This window comes from Teichococcus wenyumeiae, from assembly GCF_003696345.1.
In the GTDB taxonomy this organism is placed as follows: domain Bacteria; phylum Pseudomonadota; class Alphaproteobacteria; order Acetobacterales; family Acetobacteraceae; genus Pseudoroseomonas; species Pseudoroseomonas wenyumeiae.
Genome location: NZ_RFLX01000011.1, coordinates 126,577 through 145,555, shown reverse-complemented (window position 1 = coordinate 145,555; position 18,979 = coordinate 126,577). Strand labels below are relative to the sequence as shown.

General features: G+C 69.5%; 16 protein-coding genes. 6 read left to right on the top strand and 10 right to left on the bottom strand.

The features are described 5' to 3' along the window. Positions 1 to 4: 4 nt before the first annotated feature. Complete coding sequence (locus EBE87_RS15620) at positions 5 to 1,498, top strand: M81 family metallopeptidase (protein WP_120637497.1); 1,494 nt, start codon at positions 5 to 7, stop codon at positions 1,496 to 1,498. Between the two features lie 45 nt (positions 1,499 to 1,543). On the opposite strand, the gene EBE87_RS15615 is transcribed toward EBE87_RS15620, so the two are convergent. The 5 genes from EBE87_RS15615 to EBE87_RS15595 all read right to left on the bottom strand — a co-directional run bounded on the left by EBE87_RS15615 (position 1,544) and on the right by EBE87_RS15595 (position 5,992). Continuing rightward, on the bottom strand, positions 1,544 to 2,515 hold the full coding sequence (locus EBE87_RS15615; protein WP_120637496.1) for an ABC transporter substrate-binding protein: 972 nt from the start codon (positions 2,513 to 2,515) through the stop codon (positions 1,544 to 1,546). After that, positions 2,512 to 3,618, bottom strand: coding sequence for an LLM class flavin-dependent oxidoreductase (locus EBE87_RS15610; RefSeq protein WP_120637495.1), 1,107 nt, complete (start codon positions 3,616 to 3,618; stop codon positions 2,512 to 2,514). The genes EBE87_RS15615 and EBE87_RS15610 overlap by 4 nt, the downstream gene beginning before the upstream one ends. 17 nt (positions 3,619 to 3,635) lie before the next feature. Continuing rightward, the gene (locus EBE87_RS15605; RefSeq protein ID WP_120637494.1) at positions 3,636 to 4,367 is read right to left on the bottom strand and encodes an ABC transporter ATP-binding protein; all 732 of its coding nucleotides are present in this window, start codon (positions 4,365 to 4,367) and stop codon (positions 3,636 to 3,638) included. Positions 4,368 to 4,372: 5 nt separating this feature from the next. After that, the gene (locus tag EBE87_RS15600) at positions 4,373 to 5,218 is read right to left on the bottom strand and encodes an ABC transporter permease (RefSeq protein ID WP_120637493.1); all 846 of its coding nucleotides are present in this window, start codon (positions 5,216 to 5,218) and stop codon (positions 4,373 to 4,375) included. Between the two features lie 255 nt (positions 5,219 to 5,473). Beyond that, positions 5,474 to 5,992 carry an Lrp/AsnC family transcriptional regulator gene (locus tag EBE87_RS15595; RefSeq protein WP_199707229.1) on the bottom strand — a complete coding sequence of 173 codons (519 nt, stop codon included), beginning with the start codon at positions 5,990 to 5,992 and terminating at the stop codon, positions 5,474 to 5,476. A gap of 224 nt (positions 5,993 to 6,216) precedes the next feature. Between EBE87_RS15595 and EBE87_RS15590 the strand changes: the two genes are divergently transcribed. After that, a complete protein-coding gene (locus EBE87_RS15590; protein ID WP_120637492.1) occupies positions 6,217 to 7,815 on the top strand; it encodes an ABC transporter substrate-binding protein in 1,599 nt (532 codons plus the stop codon). 256 nt (positions 7,816 to 8,071) lie between these two features. After that, positions 8,072 to 9,136: an alkene reductase gene (locus tag EBE87_RS15585; protein WP_120637491.1), complete on the top strand. Its 1,065-nt coding sequence runs from the start codon at positions 8,072 to 8,074 to the stop codon at positions 9,134 to 9,136. Between the two features lie 58 nt (positions 9,137 to 9,194). On the opposite strand, the gene EBE87_RS15580 is transcribed toward EBE87_RS15585, so the two are convergent. Further along, the gene (locus EBE87_RS15580; RefSeq protein WP_120637490.1) at positions 9,195 to 10,469 is read right to left on the bottom strand and encodes an NAD(P)/FAD-dependent oxidoreductase; all 1,275 of its coding nucleotides are present in this window, start codon (positions 10,467 to 10,469) and stop codon (positions 9,195 to 9,197) included. Beyond that, positions 10,456 to 11,787, bottom strand: coding sequence for an LLM class flavin-dependent oxidoreductase (locus EBE87_RS15575; protein ID WP_120637489.1), 1,332 nt, complete (start codon positions 11,785 to 11,787; stop codon positions 10,456 to 10,458). The genes EBE87_RS15580 and EBE87_RS15575 overlap by 14 nt, the downstream gene beginning before the upstream one ends. A 482-nt stretch (positions 11,788 to 12,269) precedes the next feature. On the opposite strand from EBE87_RS15575, the gene EBE87_RS15570 reads away from it, so the two are divergent. The 3 genes from EBE87_RS15570 (at position 12,270) to zwf (ending at position 16,084) form a co-directional block, all read left to right on the top strand. Then, positions 12,270 to 12,755, top strand: coding sequence for a MarR family winged helix-turn-helix transcriptional regulator (locus EBE87_RS15570; RefSeq protein WP_120637488.1), 486 nt, complete (start codon positions 12,270 to 12,272; stop codon positions 12,753 to 12,755). Positions 12,756 to 12,841: 86 nt separating this feature from the next. Next, a complete protein-coding gene (locus EBE87_RS15565; protein WP_122140062.1) occupies positions 12,842 to 14,530 on the top strand; it encodes a dihydroxyacetone kinase family protein in 1,689 nt (562 codons plus the stop codon). A gap of 75 nt (positions 14,531 to 14,605) precedes the next feature. After that, a complete protein-coding gene (gene zwf / locus EBE87_RS15560) occupies positions 14,606 to 16,084 on the top strand; it encodes a glucose-6-phosphate dehydrogenase (protein ID WP_120638781.1) in 1,479 nt (492 codons plus the stop codon). A gap of 3 nt (positions 16,085 to 16,087) precedes the next feature. Here zwf and EBE87_RS15555 read toward each other — a convergent pair whose 3' ends face one another. The 3 genes from EBE87_RS15555 to EBE87_RS15545 form a co-directional block, all read right to left on the bottom strand. Next, the gene (locus EBE87_RS15555) at positions 16,088 to 17,035 is read right to left on the bottom strand and encodes a 3-hydroxyacyl-CoA dehydrogenase (RefSeq protein WP_120638782.1); all 948 of its coding nucleotides are present in this window, start codon (positions 17,033 to 17,035) and stop codon (positions 16,088 to 16,090) included. Next, entirely contained in the window at positions 17,032 to 17,742 is a 711-nt protein-coding gene (locus EBE87_RS15550) for an SDR family oxidoreductase (RefSeq protein ID WP_120638783.1), read from the bottom strand. The genes EBE87_RS15555 and EBE87_RS15550 overlap by 4 nt, the downstream gene beginning before the upstream one ends. Positions 17,743 to 17,959: 217 nt before the next feature. Next, positions 17,960 to 18,958, bottom strand: a complete 999-nt coding sequence (locus tag EBE87_RS15545; protein WP_120638784.1) for a Bug family tripartite tricarboxylate transporter substrate binding protein — start codon at positions 18,956 to 18,958, stop codon at positions 17,960 to 17,962. Positions 18,959 to 18,979: the final 21 nt, after the last annotated feature.

Here is an 18,979-nt window from a genome sequence, read left to right as displayed (position 1 = left end):
ACCGATGACCAAGCCTCTCCGCATCGCCGTGATGAAGTTCTCGCACGAGACGGTGACCTTCCTGCCCTCAGACACCACGGTGGACGACTTCACCTACCAGGGCTCCCCGGCGCGTGGCGCGGCATTGCTGGCGCATGAGCCGCGCTCCTATGTCGGTGGCTTCGTGAAGGTGGCGCGCGAGTTCCCGGATGTGGAGCTGGTGGGCATCGAATCCCCGCTCGATTCCAAGCGGGGCACCGGCTCCGGCTGGATCACCAACGAGGCTTTCGAGACCTTCGTGGGCCGCATGGTGGAGGAGTTGCGGGAGCAGGGGCCTTTCGACGGTGCCTATCTCTCCTTGCACGGCGCCATGGGTGTGCGCGGCGTGCCGCGACCGGAGGCCGAGATCGCCCGCCGGGTGCGGGAGGCCATCGGGCCGGAGGCGCGCATCGCCGCCACCTTCGACCCGCATGGCAATGAGGACGAGGAGTTCCTCCGCCACGCCGACATGGCCTTCACGGTGAAGTACTACCCGCATTACGACAGCTATCTGCAAGGAGAGCGCGCGGCGCGGATGCTGGTGCGGTCCCTGCGCGGCGACTACGCGCCGGCGCATGTGACGCGGAAGGTACCCGTCATCTCGCCCACCGTGCTGCAATGGACCGGCGCCTCGCCCTGGATGGACCTGATCCAGCGTGCCCTGGTCTGGGAGGCGCGGGAGCCGGATACCTATGTGAATGTCTTCTTCGGCTTTCCGTGGTCGGACGTGCCGGATGTCGGCATCACTATCCAGGTGCTGACCAACGGCAAGCCTGACCTGGCCCAGAGCGTGGCGGAGGACATGGCGCAATTCGCCTGGCGTCAGCGCGAGGCCCTGCTGAACACCGCCAAGGTGCATTCCATGGCAGAGGGCGTGCGGCTGGCGAAGCAGGCCGTGGCGGACGGCGCCACGCCCGTGGTGCTGGCCGACCACAGCGACCGCTCCGGCGCCGCAACCTGGCTGCTGCGGGAGATCCTGGCGCAGAACTGCGCGGATACGCTGGTGGCCACCGTGATGGATGAGGAAGCGGTGGATGGGCTGCTCGCCCGTGGCGTGAAGCCGGGCGATGCCGTCGACATGTCCATCGGCGGCCGCTTCGATGAATCCGCGGGGGAGCCGGTGCGGGTGCAGGGCACCGTGCTGCATGTGAGCGAGGGGCTGCGGCGTGGCGCCGGTCAGAAGTGGGTGGCCGTCCGCTTCGGCGAGGGCAATGTGCTGGTGATCAGTCCGCGCCTGGTGCAGATCATTGAGTTGTCGGAACTGCGAGACCGGGGGCTCGAGCCGGGCGACTTCAAGATCATCGCCATCAAGTCCCGCGTGCATTTCCGCCGCGGCTTCCATGATACCGGCTTCGCGCCGACCATCCTGCTGGTGGAGCCGGACCAGCCCTTCCTCGGCACCGTGCGGCTGGAGGCGCTGCCCTACCAGCATGTGGTGCTGGAGAACTACTATCCCTACGGCCAGCCGGATTTCGCCTGACCGCATGGCCCCGGCACGCGACAGTGGCGCCGGGGCCTCCTGGTTTCAGCCGGTCTTGTTTCCGGCCTGGATGGCCTCTGCGAAGGAGGGGTCGAGCAGGTCCGCCGCCTTCACCGTCGTCCGCACGAGCCGGGCGCGGGTGTAGAGATCGATGTTCTTCTGCTCGTCCGTCACCACGCCATCGTCGATGGGCACGACGCGCGTCTGGGCGCGGCGGAACCAGAGTTCCGCCACCGGCTCAGGGATGTTCATCAGTGCGGACCAGGTGCGGGCATAGCCGGCCGGGTTGGCATTGGCCCAGGCCCGCGCGGTGGCCAGGCGCCGCACGAAATCCGCCAGTTCCGGCCGGCGGCTGGCGATGGCGTCGTTCCGCGCCGCCTGGAAGCCGAGGCCCGGAGTAATGCCGGCACCATTGGCCACGCGGCGGGCGCCATTGGTTACTTCCTCCTGCGCCACATAAGGTTCCCAGGTGGACCAGGCATCCACGGCGCCGCTGGAATAGGCTGCCTTGGCATCCGCCGGCAGCAGGAAGACCATTTGCACCGCGTCCAGCGGCAGCTTCGCATTCTCCAGCGCCGCCAGCACCAGCTGGTGCCCGATGGAGCCCCGCCCGGTGGCGATGCGCTTGCCCTTCAGGTCCTGCAGCGATTGCACCGGGCTGTCCTTCGGCACAAGGATGGCGAGGCCGTCGCGGTTCTCCCGCGTCGCGGCGATGGCCTTGATGGGCACGCCGGCGGCGGCACCAAAGGTGAAGGGCGCGTCGCCCACCAGGCCGGTGTCGATGGCATCGGCGTTCAGCGCCTCCACCAGCGGCGCGGCGGCGGGGAACTCGCTCCAGACAATGCGGCCTTCGAGGTCCTTCAGCACCCCGGCGGCTTCCATCACGGCGCGGGCATTGCCGCGCTGGTCGCCCACGCGCAGCGGCGACTGGGCGCGGGCCAGATGCGGCATGGCCAGCGTGGCGGCGGCGGCGCCCAGCAGCAGCGAGCGGCGGCGGAGGATCAGGGGATTGCTCATTCCGCCGCCACCTTGTGCGCCAACCGCTCGGCCACCAGCCGGCGGGTGAGGGGGAGCAATTCGCGACCGTAATCCACGGCATCCTCCAGCGGGTCGAAGCCACGGATCAGGAAGGTGGTGACGCCCAGCGCATGATATTCAAGAAAAGCCTCCGCCACCTGCTGCGGCGTGCCCACCAGGGCGGTGGTATTGCCCCGCGCGCCGGTTTCACGCGCGATGGCGGTGTAGAGCCGCCCCTCCGGCCGGTCCCCCTGCGCGGCGGCGGCCAGCAGGCGCTGGGAGCCGGTGTTCTGCGGCGAAGGCCCACGGCCCAGCGCCGCCTGCCCGCGCACCTCGCGCACGCGCGCCAGGATGCGTTCGGCCTTGGCCCAGGCGGCTTCCTCGGTTTCCGCCAGGATGGGGCGGAAGCTGAGGGAGAAGCGCACGTCATTCTCCCGGCCGTGCTTCGCGGCCTCGGCCCGCACGCGGGTGACGATCTCGCGCACCTGCGCCTGCGTCTCGCCCCAGAGGGCATAGACATCGGCGTGCTTGCCGGCCACGCGCAGCGCGGCCTCCGAGGCACCGCCGAAATAGATCGGCGGGCGCGGCCGCTGCACCGTCTTCACTTCGGGAGAGGCGCCCTTGATGCGGTAATACTGGCCCTCATGGTCCACCGGCTTCTCGCCGGTCCAGATGGCCTTCAGGATCGAGACGTATTCATCCGTGCGGGCGTAGCGCGCATCCTTGTCCAGCCAGTCGCCATCGCGCGCCTGGTCAGCGTCGTCGCCGCCCGAGATGACGTGGATGGCCGCGCGCCCGTTGGAAAGCTGGTCCAGCGAGGCGAAGGAGCGGGCAGCCGTCGTGGGAGACTGGAAGCCCGGCCGATGCGCCACCAGGAAGCCGACCTTCCTGGTATGCGCCGCCGCATGGGTGGCCAGCAGCAGCCCGTCCGGCCCGTTGCTGTACCAGCCGATCAGGATGCGATCGAAGCCGCCTTCGTCATGCGCCTGGGCGGAGGCCACCAGATAGCCCGGGTCGATCGCCGGTCCCTGCGCCGGATGGATCTCCGACTGCTGGCGCGGCTGGATCATGCCAATGAATTCGATGTTCTGCGATGCGGACATGATGTTTCCTCCTCAGCTCAGGCAGCGTGGCGGAGGACATCGTCCTCGACGCCCAGTTCGGACAGCAGGCGGCGGCGCAGGGTGGCGAAGGCGGGCTCGCCATGGCTGCGCGGGCGCGGCATCTCCACCGCGATGTCAGCGGCGATGCGGCCCTGGTCCAGCACCACTACGCGGTCGGCCAGCAGGATGGCCTCGTCCACGTCATGCGTGACGATCAGCGTGGTCGGGTTGTGGGCGCGCCAGAGGTCCAGCACCAGCGCATGCATCCGGATGCGTGTCAGGGCATCCAGCGCCGCGAAGGGCTCGTCCAGCAGCAGAAGCTGCGGCTCCCGCACCAGGGCGCGGGCGAGGGCTGCGCGCTGCGCCTCGCCGCCTGAGAGCGTAGCGGGCCAGGCTTCGCGGCGGTGGGATAGGCCAACCTCGGCCAGGGCGCGCTCCGCCCGCTCCTGCGCGCCAGCGGCGGGCAGGCCGATGGCGACATTCTGCCAGACCTTCTTCCAGGGCAGCAGGCGCGGCTCCTGGAAGGCGGCGGCCACGGCGGCGGGCAGGGTCAGCCGCGCATCGGCCGGCGCCGGGTCCAGCCCCGCCAGCGTCCGCAGCAGCGTGGTCTTGCCGGAGCCGCTGCGCCCCAGCAGGGCGGTGAAGGAGCCGGGCTCCAGCACAAGGTCGAGGTCGTGCAGCACCGTGTTCTCGCCGAAGCGGCGGGTGAGGCCCTCGATGACGACGTCGCGGGAGGATGTTTTGCTCATGATCCTCAGCCCTTCAGCAGGTTGGGGCGCCAGGCGAGGGCGCGGCGCTCCAGCGCCCGCACCAGGGCATCGGCGCCCAGGCCCAGCAGGGCATAGACCACCAGCCCGACGACGATGATGTCGGTGCGCAGGAAGTCCCGCGCGTCATTGATCAGGAAGCCGATGCCGGAGGTGGCGTTGATCTGCTCGGCGATCACCAGGCTCAGCCAGGCGGTGCCCAGTGCATAGCGCAGCCCCACCAGCGCGGAGGGCAGCGCCCCCGGCAGGATGACGTGCCGCACCAGCCCGCGCCGGTCGAGCCCGAACATCTTGCCGGCTTCCACCAGCTTCGGGTCCACGCCGCGGATGCCGGCGAAGAGCGTCAGGTAGATCGGGAAGGTGGTGCCCAGCGCCACCAGGGCAATCTTGGGCGTCTCGCCAATGCCGAACCACAGGATGAACAGCGGCACCAGCGCCAGGAAGGGCAGGGTGCGCAGCATCTGCAAGGGCGCGTCCACCACTTCCTCGCCAAGGCGGGACAGGCCCGCCACCAGCGCGAAGCCGGTGCCCAGCGCCAGGCCGATGGCGAGGCCGGTGACGACGCGGCTCAGCGACACCATCAGGTGGTGCGGCAATTCGCCCGAGAGCAGCAGCTCCCAGCCGGACAGGATCACCGTGGCCGGGGAGGCCAGGGTACGCGGGGAAATCAGCCCGAGGCTGGAAGCCGCCTGCCAGAGCAGCACCAGCACCACCGGGGAAAGGAAACGGCGCAGCTTGCGCAGGTCCGGCATGGCGCGGCCGGCCAGGGCCTGCCGTGCGCGGGGCAGCGACAAGGACTGCTTGGGAAGGCTGATGGCGTGCGTATCAGGCATGCGGGCTCCTTCACGGCTGGTGCCGTGGGAAGGGCGGACGGGAAGATCAGCGGGTCAGGTCAGCGCCGGCGGCAACATCGGCTGCAAGCGGCAGGGTTCCGGCAGCGGGGGCCGGTGCCGCGCAGGCGATGTCCGGTGCGGTGCGTCATAAAGGCAAAGATACGCAGCCGGAGAGCACTGTTAAATGGTTGTGTTTCCTGAAGTTCTCAGGGGAGGCGAAAGGTCTGTCCTCCCCCGGCCACGCGTGGGAGAAGTTTATTCTTCCTCTTCCGTATCGCTGGCCCGTTCACCCGGCTGGCCACGGTCCCGGAAGGCGCTGCGCTGCAAGGGATAAGCCGTGGTGTGCTTGATTCGCTCCATCGCGAATCGGGACGTCACGTTGCGCAGCGGCACCGCGGCAATGAGGCTTTTGTAGAAGATGTCGAAGGCCGCCATGTCGGCCACCGCCACGCGCAGCATGTAGTCGATCTCGCCAGCCATCCGGTAGACCTCCATCACCTCCGGCATTGCGGCGACGGTGCGGGCAAAGCGGTCCAGCCATTCCGGCGAATGGTCGGCGGCCTCGATGGCGACGAAGACGATCAGCCCGACGCCCACCTTCTCCGGCGCCACCAGGGCCACGCGCCGCGCCAGCACGCCGCGCGCTTCCAGCTTCTGCACCCGCTTCCAGCAGGGCGTGGAGGAAAGGCCGACCCGCTCCGCCAGCTGCGCCAGCGAAAGACTCGCATCCTCCTGCAACAGTGTCAGCAGCTTGCGGTCGATCTCGTCCATCATGGCCTGCGCACCCTGGTTCGGCCGGAAATCTGCGGGCGGGGCCGGGCTCCTGTCCACCCACGGCGGCGCATGAGACGGCTGGCACGGCAGATGCAGGGGGTGCGGCAGGAGCAGGGGCGGCAGCATGCCGCGGGCTCCCGAACCAGATGCGCCGCGGTGGCGCCGCCATTGTTTTGAGCAGGTCGCCGCCCCGCTGGGCGGTGAAGCCGGGAAGGATGTGACGAATGGACCGACGGAGTTTTCTGCGTGGTGCGGCGCTGACAGGCTCGCTGGTGGCGGGCGGCCTGTCCCGGCCGGCCCTGTCGCAGAGCGCGGCATCACGCACGCTGCGTTTCGTGCCCCAGGCCAACCTGGCGAATTTCGACCCGATCTGGGGCACCCAGCTGGTGGTGCGCAATGCTTCCGCGATGGTCTGGGACACGCTCTATGGCGTGGATGAGCATATCGAGCCGCAGCGCCAGATGGTGGAATCGGAGGAGGTCTCCGCCGATGGGCTCGTCTGGACCTTCAGGCTGCGCCCTGGCCTGAAGTTCCATGACAACGAGCCGGTGCGCGCCCGCGACGTGGTGGCCAGCCTGAAACGCTGGGCCGTGCGCGACCCTATGGGCCAGATGATCCGCGCACAGCAAAACGAGCTGGTGGCCGTGGATGACAGCACCTTCCGCTGGTCGCTGAAGAAGCCATACCCGAAGATGCTGCTGGCGCTGGGCAAGACCAACGCGCCTCTGGCCTTCATCATGCCGGAGCGCATCGCGCAGACGGACCCCTTCCAGCAGATCAAGGACTATGTCGGCTCCGGCCCCTACCGCTTCGTGCGGGAGGAATGGGTGCCGGGCGCCAAGGCGGTCTTCACGAAGTTCGACGGCTACGTGCCGCGCGAGGAACCGGCGTCCTGGCTGGCCGGCGGCAAGCGCGCCATGGTGGAGCGGATCGAGTGGGTGGTGATGCCGGACCCGGCGACCGCCGCCGCCTCCTTGCAGAGCGGCGAGATCGACTGGTGGGAGAACCCCATCGTGGACCTGCTGCCGGTGCTGCGGCGCTCACGCGACATCGCCATCGGCATCGCGGACCCCCTGGGCAACATCGGCACGCTGCGGATGAACCATCTGCAGAAGCCCTTCAGCGACGCGCGCGCCCGCCGCGCCCTGATGCTGGGCCTGAGCCAGGAGGACTGCATGACCGCCCTGGTGGGCGAGGACCGCAGCCTGTGGCAGCAGCTCGGCGGCTACTTCACCCCCGGCACGCCCTATTACACCGAGGAAGGCGGCGAGATCCTGAAGGGGCCGCGCGACATGGACAAGGCGCGCTCCATGCTGAAATCCTCGGGCTATGACGGAGAGCCGGTGGTGATGCTGGTGGCGCAGGACCAGCCCATCACCAAGGCCTTCGGCGATGTCACGGCGGAGGCACTGAAGCAGATCGGCTTCAATGTCGATTTCGTGTCCACCGACTGGGGTACCGTGGGCACCCGCCGCACCAGCAAGGCACCGACCTCGGAAGGCGGCTGGTCGATCTTCTTCTCCTGGCACGGCGGCGCCGACTGCGTCACGCCTGCCAGCTACAACGGGCTGCGCGCCCATGGCGACGGCGCCTGGTTCGGCTGGCCCAACCTGCCGGCCGTGGAGCAGGCCCGCGGCGAGTGGTTCGCCGCGCCGGACGAGGCCGCAGCCAAGGCCGCCATGGGCCGCATGAATGCGGCCGCGGTGGAAGGCGGCCTCTTTGCCCCCACCGGCTTCTTCAAGGGCTTCCAGGCCTGGCGCAAGAATGTCTCGGGCGTGGCCTCGGCGCCGCTGCCCCTGTTCTGGGGCGTTTCCAAGGGCTGACGGCCATGGTGCCTTCCCCCGGCTGGCGGCGCCGGGGGAGGGTCGCTCAGCCGCCCAGCCGCTCCCCCTACAGGGTTGAAGGCGTGGCGCCGGAAGCGCCCCGGCCGCGCTCTTCATGCTCGCCCAGCATCGCCACGTCTCTGTGTGCATACGGCTCCTGCATGCCTGCCCCTCCCTTACCAAAGGCATGTTGTTCGCTATTTATCGAACGACTGCCGGCTCAACGCCGGCGCGTGCGTCAGGAGAGTCACAGCCTATGCCGACCCTGTTTGACCCGGCCCGTTTCGGCGCGTTGGAGCTGCCAAACCGCATTGTCATGGCGCCGCTGACCAGGGCCCGTGCCACTGCGGACACCCGCGTGCCCACCCCCATCATGCGCGACTACTATGTCCAGCGTGCCTCCGCCGGCCTCATCATCTCCGAGGCGACCTCGGTGACCCCTATGGGCGTCGGCTATGCCAAGACGCCCGGCATCTGGTCCGCAGAGCAGGTGGAAGGCTGGAAGCGTGTCACCGATGCGGTGCATGCGGCGGGCGGCCGTATCATGCTGCAGCTCTGGCATGTCGGCCGCATCTCCGACCCCATGTTTCTGGACGGCGCGCTGCCGGTGGCGCCCAGCGCCATCGCAGCCAAAGGCCATGTCAGCCTGGTGCGCCCCCAGCGCCCCTATACGACACCCCGCGCGCTGGAAACCTCAGAGATCCCCGGCGTGGTCGAGGCTTTCCGCAAAGGGGCCGAGAATGCGCAGGCTGCCGGCTTCGACGGTGTGGAGGTCCATGGCGCCAATGGCTACCTGCTCGACCAGTTCCTGCAGGATTCCACCAACCTGCGCACGGATGAATATGGCGGGCCGGTAGAGAACCGCGCCAGGCTGATGCTGGATGTGGTGGATGCCGCCATCTCCGTATGGGGTGCCGACCGCGTCGGGCTGCATCTGTCGCCACGCGGTGATTCCCACACCATGGGGGACAGCAACCCGCTGGCCACCTTCTCCTATGTCGCGCGGGAAGCCGGGCGCCGGAAGCTGGCCTTCCTGTTCACGCGCGAACATGTCGGCGCCGACCGCATCAGCCCGCAACTGAAGCAGGCTTTCGGCGGCCCGCTGATCGCCAATGAGCAGTTCTCGGTGGAGGAGGCGGCCGCCGAACTCGCCGCCGGCCGCGCCGATGCCGTCAGCTTCGGCCTGAAGTTCATCGCCAACCCCGACCTGCCGCGCCGTCTGTCTCAGGGCGCGCCGCTGAACGAGGTCAATCCCGCCACCATCTATGGTGATGGCGCGGAGGGTTATACCGACTACCCCGCACTGCAGGCGGCGGCTTGACCCAGATGAGTCCGCGCGTCCCCTTTGGGCGCGCGGGCACAGCCGAGGCAGCCGGACGCTAGCGGAAGCGGGCGGCGGAAAACGGCTCCAACGGGATCTCCGGCGGCTGGCCGGACGACAGTTGCGCCACCACGCGCCCGGTGCGCGCCCCGGCCACCAGCCCGACATGGCCATGGCCGAAGGCATGGATGATGTCCTCCGAGCCACTGGCCCTTCCCAGGCAGGGCATGCCGTCCGGCGTGGCCGGGCGGTGCCCCATCCAGACGCTGACGCGGTCCGGGGGGAAGGGGTCGGGAAGGCCGGGGAAGGCGCGCCGCAGGTGGTCGTGCAGGATCTCCGCTCGCTTCCAGTTGGGCGGGGCGTCCAGCCCGGCGATTTCCACCTGGCCGGCGATGCGCAACCCGTCCCGCATCGGATTCACCACCGCATTGGCCGAGGCCAGCATCATCGAATGCACCGGCCCGAACTGCGTGCCACGCAGCATGACATGGTAGCCGCGCTCGGTTTCCAGCGGCACCGTGTCGCCGGCTTTCGCGGCCAAAGGCGCTGATCGGGCGCCACAGCAGATCACGGCGGCATCACAGTCCAGCAGGTTGCCATCGGCCAGGATAACGCCGCGCAGCCGGCTGCCCTCCAGCCGGAAATCCACCGCGGCTTGGCGCAGCAGCCGCGCACCCTGCCGCTGCGCATAGGCCGCCAGCGCCGCCACGTATTGTCCCGGTGACAGGCAGCGCCCGCCTTCCGGCAGCAGCACGCCGAAGCCGGCGGCGGGGCCGAGATCCGGTTCCACTTCCCGCAGCGCCGCGCCTTCCAGCTCCGTCCAGACAACACCGCAGTCGCGCCGGATGCGCCAGGCCAGCGACTGCGCCTCGAAATGCGCGCGCGAGGCGAAGACATGCATCACGCCCCGATGCTCGATCAGTTCCGGCACGCCGGCTTCCGCCGCCAGCCGCGCGTGCAGGCTCGGCGAATCCAGCAGCAGCGGCCGCAGCGCCTGGGCGATCCGCCGCACCCGCGCCTCGGTCCAGCCGGACAGCAGGTAGCGCGAGAGCCAGGGCAGCGCTTTCGGCAGGTAGCGCCACTGGATGGCCAGCGGCCCCAGCGGGTCGCGCAGATAGCCCGGCACCTGCCGCCAGATTCCGGGCGTGCTGGGCGGGATGATGGACATGGGGGAGAGCCAGCCGGCATTGCCATAGCTGGCCGCCTGCTCGCCTCCCGGCTTCGCCGGGTCCAGCAGGGTAACGCGATGGCCGGTGCGCAGCAGCTCTATGGCGCTGGCCACGCCCTCGATACCGGCGCCGAGGACGGCGACGTGACGCTCACGCGGCGGCATAGCGGCTCCCCGGCAGCCGGAGGCCGAGGTTCTCGCGCAGCGTCGCCCCCGCATAGTCGCTGCGGAAGACGCCGCGCCGCTGCAATTCCGGTATCACCAGCGTGGCGAAATCCTCCAGCCCGATCGGCAGGGCGGCCGGGCAGATATTGAAGCCATCGGCGGCTTCGGCGGCAACCCAGGCCTCCATCTCATCCGCGATCTGCTTCGGCGTGCCGATGACGATGCGGGAGCCGAAGCCGGCTGCGGTCTGGGTATAGAGCTGCCGGATGGTCAGGTTGTCACGCCGCGCCAGGGTCAGCAGGTTCCTGGCGATGCTTTTCACCTCGGCATCCATGGGTTCCGGCACCGGCCCGTCCAGCGGATAGCCGGACAGGTCGCCCATCTGGCCATAAAGGTAGGAGAGGCCGAGCAGCGGATCGACCAGCGCATTGAGCTGGTCGTATTTGTCGCGCGCTTCCTGCTCCGTGCGGCCCACGAAGGGGGTGAAGCCCGGCATCACCAGCAGGTCGCCGGGTGCGCGACCATACCTGGCCAAGCGAGCCTTCAGGTTGGCGTAATAGGCCTTGGCCGTGTCGATGTCGTGCGGCGCGGAATAGACCACATCCGCGCTGGCGGCGGCGATCTCCAGCCCCTGTTCCGAGGCGCCCGCCTGCACCAGCACGGGCCGTGCCTGCGGGCTGCGGGCGACGCTGAGCGGCCCCCGCACCTTGAAGTGCCGCCCCTGGTGGTTCAGCACATGCATCTTGCCGGGATCGAAGAAAATACCGGTGTCCTGGTCCCGCACGAAGGCATCCTCGTCCCAGGAATCCCAAAGGCCCTTGACGACCTCGACGAACTCGGCGGCGCGCTCGTAGCGCGTGTCGTAATCCAGGTGCTGGTCGCGGTTGAAGTTGCGAGCCTCGGCATCGGACCAGGAGGTCACGATGTTCCAGCCGGCACGCCCGCGGCTGATCCGGTCCAGCGAGGCGTATTTCCGCGCCACATGGAAAGGTTCGTTGTAGGTGGTGGAGGCCGTGGCGACGAGGCCGATATGCTTCGTCATCGGCGCGAGTGCGGAGAGCAGCGTCAGCGGTTCCAGCTCCGCTGTCTGGGCGGAACGGCAGAGCGAGCCTTCAGGCTCGTCCTTGGCGCGGATGCCGATGCCGTCGGCCAGAAAGACCATGTCGAACTTCGCGGCCTCGGCCAGCCGCGCCACATTCAGAAAGTGATCGTAGTCCGAGGCGCCGGCGGGATCGACCTGCGGATGCCGCCAGGCTGCGGCATGGTAGCCGAGGTAGCGCATCGACAGCCCGAGGCTCATCTGCTTGCGTGGGGTCATGCCGTGGTTCCTCGGACTGGCAGCAACTCCGCGTGCCGGTCAGCACGCGAAGGCAACGATGGAATGGCTGCTGGAGATCCGCCTGGCGGCCCGATCTCCAGAAGCTGGCCGAAATGTATCATGCCGGTACCGTGCCACAGGAAGCCGGCGGCGTGCAGACCGGGGGCGGTGAAAATGACCGCCGGACGCGGCTGTCGCGGCAAGGCCCGCAGCGAGGTGGGGTATCAACCGATGCGGGTATGGGCTGCAAATTCGTCGCTTCGGGACGCCGGGCGGTGGCCCCCACTCCAGGGATCGCGCTGGCTTGCGGCGGCGCTGGGATGCACGGACTGGTGGAGGAAGCCGCCGGCTGACTATAACCAGGCAGTGCCGCGCCATACGCCCGGGCAGGGCGCGGGCTTGGCGCCTGGAGGCCGGTCTATGCTTCCAAGGGAAATAACATCGGCCGGCTGTTGACCCGGCCGGCGACAGACAGGCCTCCCATGCAACAGCCCCAGTCCGCCCTGCGTGCCGGCTTCCTGACCGAGCTTTCCGTGACCGGGCGAAAGATGCGGACCCTGTTCGACGGTCTGGTGCGACAACAGGGGCTGAACCTCTCTCGCGCCCGGCTGCTGCTGCAACTGGCCAGGAACGAGGCCATCACGCAGAGCGAGCTGGCCGCGCGGCTGGAGCTGGAGCACCCCACCATCGTGCGGCTGCTGGACGGGCTGGAGAAGCAGGGGCTGATCCGCCGCAACACCGTGGATGGCGACCGCCGCGCCAAGCAGGTCAGCCTGACACCTGCGGCCGAGGGACAGGTGGCGGCGCTGGATGAGACGGTCAGCTCCATGCGCGGCCTGCTGCTGCAGGACGTGACGGAGGAGGAACTGGAGGTCGCCAGCCGCGTTCTGCGCAAGCTGGCGCGCAACATCGAAGCCCAGGCCCCCGGCATCCGTGCCGGAGAGGCGCCGCCGGAAGAGCCGGACTGACACCACCCGAGCCAGCCGGGTTGGCGCAGGCTCCGGCACCCTTCAGACTGGCATGCCCTGGCACGCCCAAAGAACCGGAACGCCGCATGAAGAAGCTGATCAACAATCCCCGCCGCGTCGTGCGCGAGATGCTGGAAGGCTTGGCCGACCTCAACCCCGCCCAGGTCCTGCTGGAGGCGGAGGACGTGATCCTGCTGGCGGAACTGCCCCCCGCCGCGAGCCGCCCGGTGGTGGTGCTGTCCGGCGGCGGGGCGGGACATGAGCCCGCCCATGCCGGCTATGTCGGCCCTGGCATGCTGGCAGCCGCTGTGGCCGGCGATGTCTTCACCTCGCCCAGCGTCGATGCGGTGCTGGCTGGCATCCGCGCCGTGGCGGGACCAGCCGGTGCCCTGCTGGTGGTGAAGAACTACACCGGCGATCGGCTGAATTTCGGCCTCGCCGCCGAGCTGGCGGCCGCCGAGGGCATCCCGACCGAGGTCGTGGTGGTCGCCGATGACGTGGCGCTGCGGGACACGGTGGAGCCGGCGCGGCGGCGCGGCATCGCCGGCACCGTGCTGGTCCACAAGGTGGCGGGCGCCGCCGCTGCCGCCGGCAGGCCGCTGGCCGAAGTGGCCCGCCTGGCGCGGGAGGCTGCGGCGGCCCTGGGCACCATGGGCGTCGCGCTCGGCGCCTGCACGGTGCCCGCCGCCGGCAAGCCGGGCTTCGAGCTAGCCCCGGAGGAAATCGAACTCGGCCTCGGCATCCATGGCGAACAGGGCGTGGCGCGGGGTGCCATGCAGGAAGCCAATGCGCTGGCAGCGCTGCTGCTGCGGACGATCGCCGCCGACCTCGACCTGAAGCCGGGCGCCCGTGTGGTGGTGCTGGTCAACGGGCTGGGCGGCACGCCGCCGATGGAACTGGCCATCATCGCCCGCGCCGCCCTGGGGTGGTTGCGGGGGCAGGGGCTGGTGGTGGAGCGTGCCTGGGCGGGCAATTACCTGACCGCGCTGGAAATGCCCGGGTGCTCCCTGTCCCTGATGGTGGTGGACGACGCGCGCCTGGCACTGCTGGACGCACCAGCCGAGGCACCGGCCTGGACCGGCGGCGGCAGGATCGCGCCGGAGCGCCGCGTCATCCCCGCCCCGGCGCCGCAACATGCGGCAGCGGCGCCTGCCAGCGGTCCGCTGGCCGAGACGCTGCGCCAGGCCATCCTGGCCGCCGCCGGTGCCATGGAGCAGAACGAGGCCGAGCTGACCCGCCTCGATAGTCAGGCGGGGGATGGCGACCTCGGCATCAGCATGGCTCGCGGCGCGGCGGCCATCCGCGCCCTGCCGCCCGGCAGCTTCGCCCATCCGGAGGAAGCGCTGCGGCAACTCGGCGATTGCCTGCGGCGGGCGATCGGCGGCAGTTCCGGTCCCTTCTACGCCACGGCGCTGCTGCGGGCCGCCCGCCGGCTGGGTCAGGCGCCGCGCGCGGCGGATTGGGCGGAAGCTTTTTCCCAGGCCGTGCAGGCCATCGGGGATCTCGGCGGCGCCCGGCCCGGAGACCGGACCATGCTGGACGCGCTGCACCCCGCGGCCGAGGCCTTCCAGGCGGCGCTCAAGCGCGGCGAGCCCGCCGCCACGGCCTGGGGCGCAGCGGTGCGGGCCGCCGAGGCCGGCGCGGAGGCCACCACCACCATGCGCCCCCGCCTGGGCCGCGCCAGCTACCTGGGAGATCGCGCCCTCGGCGCGCCGGATGCCGGCGCGGCGGCGGCGGTGATCTGGCTGCGGGCACTCTCGCCCTTCGTGAAATAGGCGCGGCGGCCTTCCGGCTGGAGGGCCGCAACTCCCTGGGCTATCCTGCCGCCAGAGCTGAGTGAAGGATGCGGCATGGCGCGGATTCTTCCGGTGGCATCGTTCGACTGCGTGGTGTTCGGTGCGACGGGCGACCTCACGATGCGGAAGCTGCTGGCGGCGCTGTACCACCGCTACCGCGACCGGCAGTTTCCCGACACCAGCCGCATCATCGCCGTGGCCCGCAGCGCGCTGGAGACCGATGGCTTCCGCATGCGGGCCGAGGCGGCGCTGCGGCAGCATGTGAGCCCCGCCAACCTCGACGAGGAGACCCTGGCCGCCTTCCTGGCCCTGGTGCATTACCGCCAGGTCGATGCCCTGTCGGACGAGGGATGGGAGGCGCTGGTCGCCACGCTCGACGAAAGGCCCGGCCAGGTGCGGCCTTTCTACCTGGCGACCTCTCCCGAGCTTTACGGGCCGATCTGCCAGCGGCTGGCCAGGCATGGCGGCTTCAGTGCCCTGTCCCGCGTGGTGCTGGAAAAGCCGATCGGCCACGACCTCGCCTCCGCCCGCGCCATCAACATGGCGGTGGGAGAGGTGCTGCCGGAATCGCAGATCTTCCGCATCGACCATTACCTGGGCAAGGAGACGGTGCAGAACCTGCTGGCGCTGCGCTTCGCCAACCCGATCTTCGAGCGGCTGTGGAACGCCGATGTCATCGACCATGTGCAGATCACCGTCTCCGAGGTGGTCGGGGCGGAAGGGCGGGTGGGCTATTACGACCGCTCCGGCGCGCTGCGGGACATGGTGCAGAACCACATGCTGCAACTGCTCTGCCTGCTGGCGATGGAAAGCCCGATCTCGCTGGATGCCGATGCGGTGCGCGACGAGAAGCTGAAGGTGCTGCGCGCGCTGCGGCGGTTCGAGCCGCATGAGATCAACAGCTTCTCCGTGCGCGGCCAGTATGTGGCGGGCGCGGCCGAAGGGCGGCCGGTGCCCGGCTACCTGGCCGATATCGGCAGCACCGAACGCAGCATGACGGAAACCTTCGTGGCGCTGAAGGCGCAGGTGAATTCCTGGCGCTGGGCGGGCGTGCCCTTCTACCTGCGCACGGGCAAGCGGCTGCCACGCAAGATGTCCGAGATCGTGGTGCAGTTCCGCAGGCCGCCCTTCAGCGTCTTCCCGCGCGACCAGCATGACCTGCAGCCCAACCGCCTGTTGATCCGCCTGCAGCCGGAAGAAGGCATGCGGCTGGAGATGATGACCAAGGAACCCGGCCCCGGCGGCCTGCACCTGCGCCCCACCGGGCTCGATATCAGTTTCGAGAAAACCTTCGGCCAGCGCTACCCGGATGCCTATGAGCGCCTGCTGATGGATGTGGTGCGCGGCAACCCCACCCTCTTCATGCGGCGCGACGAGGTGGAGGCCGCCTGGGACTGGGTGGAGCCGGTGCTGCATGCCTGGGCCGAGCGGCCGGAGGCGCCGCGCCCCTATGTCGCGGGCAGTTGGGGCCCCACGGCCGCCATCGCCATGATCGAGCGAGACGGCCGCACCTGGTACGAGGGTATCGAGTAGCGCTTACTGGGAGTTCCGGGCCTTCAGCGCCGCCATCAGCATGCGGTCCCGCCAGGCCACGCGCGCCTCCCATCCCTCGGCTGGCATCACAGCGCGGCGCTCGCGTTCCACCTGGGCCACGAGGTCCGGTGTCCAGGGCTCCCGCATTCCACGTTCCGCACCCATGCGGGCATAGGACGGACCCATCTTTTCCGCATGGGCGGCAATGCCGCCGCGCGTGTTCAGGTCCGCTGTCTCGAAGGGGCCAATGTGAGCCCATCTGCGGCCCAGGCCATCGCGCACCACCCGGTCCACGTCATCCACCGAGGCGATGCCGTCGCGCACAAGGCAATAAGCCTCCCGCAGCAGGGCACCCTGCAGGCGGTTGAAGATGAAGCCCTCGACCTCCCGCCGCAGGCGGACCGGCGAGAGGCCAACCTGGGTGAAGAGGGCCTCGGCCTTCGCCGCCGCGCCTTCCTCGGTGAAGGCCGCCGGCACGATCTCGATCACCGGGATGAGGTAAGGCGGGTTGCCAGGATGCGCCACAAGGCAGCGCCCCCGCCCCGGCAGCTCCGCCGCGAAGGCCGAAGCCGGCAGGAAGGAGGAGGAGCTGGCCAGCACCGCATCGGCTGGCGCCAGGCGGTCGAGTTCCGCGAACAGCGCCTGCTTCAGCGGCAGTTGCTCCGGCGCGCATTCCTGCACATGCCGCGCCTGGGCTACCGCCTTCGCCAGATCCTGTGTCACGGAGATGCGCGCGGCGATGTCCTCTGGCGCTTCGTCCAGGAGCCCATAGCTGGCCAGGTCCCGCAGTCGGGACAGGACTTCGCCCTGCACCGCCGCCAGCCGCGTCGGCTCCGGGTCCTGCACTCGCACCGGGAGCCCGGCGCGCGCGAAGACCAGCGCGAAGGCCACGCCAATGCTGCCGGCGCCGATAACGGCGACCGGGCCCTGCGCCTCGTCCATGCCGCTCATGCGCCGGCCGCGCCCACGGTCATGCCGCCGCAGACATACAGAGCCTGCCCGGTGACGAAGCCACTGCGTTCGTCGAGCAGAAAGGAAACAGCCTGCGCCACGTCCTCCGGCGTGCCGAGCCGGCGCACCGGAACAGCGTCGATGATCGCCTGGGTGCGCGGGCTGTTATGCGGATTGGCGCGGTCGAACAATTCGGTGCGGATCGGGCCGGGGCCAATCGCATTGGCGGTGATGCCGAATTCTCCCAGTTCCAGCGCCCACACTTTCGCCATGCCGATCAGCCCGGCCTTGGTGGCGGCATAAACCGTGCGCAGTTCCTTCCCCAGCGCGGCGCGCGAGGCCATGTTGACGACGCGGCCGAAACGCGCGTCCTTCATGCCGGGCAGGGTGGCCTGCAGGCATTGCATCGCGCAGCGCAGGTTCAAGGACACGACAAGATCGAGATCGGCGAAGCTCTGTTCCTCCACCGGACCCGGCCGCACCACCCCGACATTGTTGACGACGCGGGTGATGGGGCCGCCGCGCAGCGCAGCTTCCAGCGCGCGTGCCGTTTCTTCAGGATCGGACAGGTTGGCCTGGATGATGCCGCTGCCGGCGGTAGCCTCACGGTCGATCACCACGGGTTCGTATCCATCCGCGCGGCAGCGTTCCGCCACTGCACGCCCGATGCCAGAGGCACCACCCGTAATCAGAACCCGCTCAACCATGGCTGCAATCCTCCCTATCGGATTGCCTGAATCCGGCGCGCCGCGTCGTGCCTGAGCATTGCGGCGCCAACCATTCAGGCTTCCTCCCAACTGCCCGATCTTCGTGGCTCAGGACGCCGATGACAACCAGCCGCGGAGCGGATGCCATCGCAGGAGCCAGGGATGGAGCGCGGCGATGGCCATGCTGCCATCGCCGCGGCTCCGCCCCATGAAGGGCTCAGTCGATGGTGGCGCCGGCGCGGCGGCCGATCTCGCCCCAGCGCTTGGTTTCCTCCGCGATGAAGCGGCGGAATTCCTCCGGGGACCCGGGGGCCACGCGCGCACCCTGCTGCTCATAGGCCGAGATCAGCTCGGGGTCGCGCAGCGCCTCTGTCGCCGCACCGTGCAGCAGTTGCTGGATCGGCGCCGGCGTCCTGGCCGGAACCGCCAGCCCGTACCAGTTGACCGGCGCCACATCCGGATGGCCGGCCTCGGCGAGGGTCTGCACCTCTGGCAGCAACGGAGAGCGGGCGTCACCGGCGATGGCGATGGGCCGCAGGTCACCCGACTGCACCTGGGCGAGCATGGCCGGCATATCGGCGAACATCATCTGCACCTGTCCCGACATCAGGTCCGTCACCGCCGGCGCCGCGCCGCGATAGGGAACATGGACGATGTCGATGTCGGCGGAGAAGCGCAGGGACTCACCACCCAGATGCGGCATGCTGCCGTTGCCGGAGGAAGCGAAGTTCACCTTGCCCGGGTTCTTCTTGGCATAGGCGATCAGCTCGGCCAGGTTCTTGACCGGCAGCTTCGGGTTGACCGCCAGCAGCTCCGGCATCAGCGCCACGAGTGTGATGGGCGCCAGGTCCTTCTCGACATCATAGGGCATCTTCGGCATCAGCGTCGGAGAGATGGCGATGGCCCCGGCGCTCGTCAGCACCATGCTGGTGCCATCCGCCAGGCCCTTGGCCACCGCATCCGTGCCCACCACGCCGCCGGCGCCGGAGCGGTTCTCGATCACCACGTTGCGCTTCAGGCGCGGGCCCATCTTCTGCGCCAGCAGGCGTGCCAGCAGGTCATTGGGCCCGCCGGGCGGGAAGGGCACCACGAGCCGGAGCGGCACATCCGGCAGCGTGGCGGCGCCCTGCGCCAGCGCGGGGGCGGAGAGGGCAGGCTGCAGCAGCGCCGCCGCGCCGAATGCGGCGCCGAGCGCGGTGAACTGACGACGGTTCATCTTGAGTTTCCTCCTGGAAGC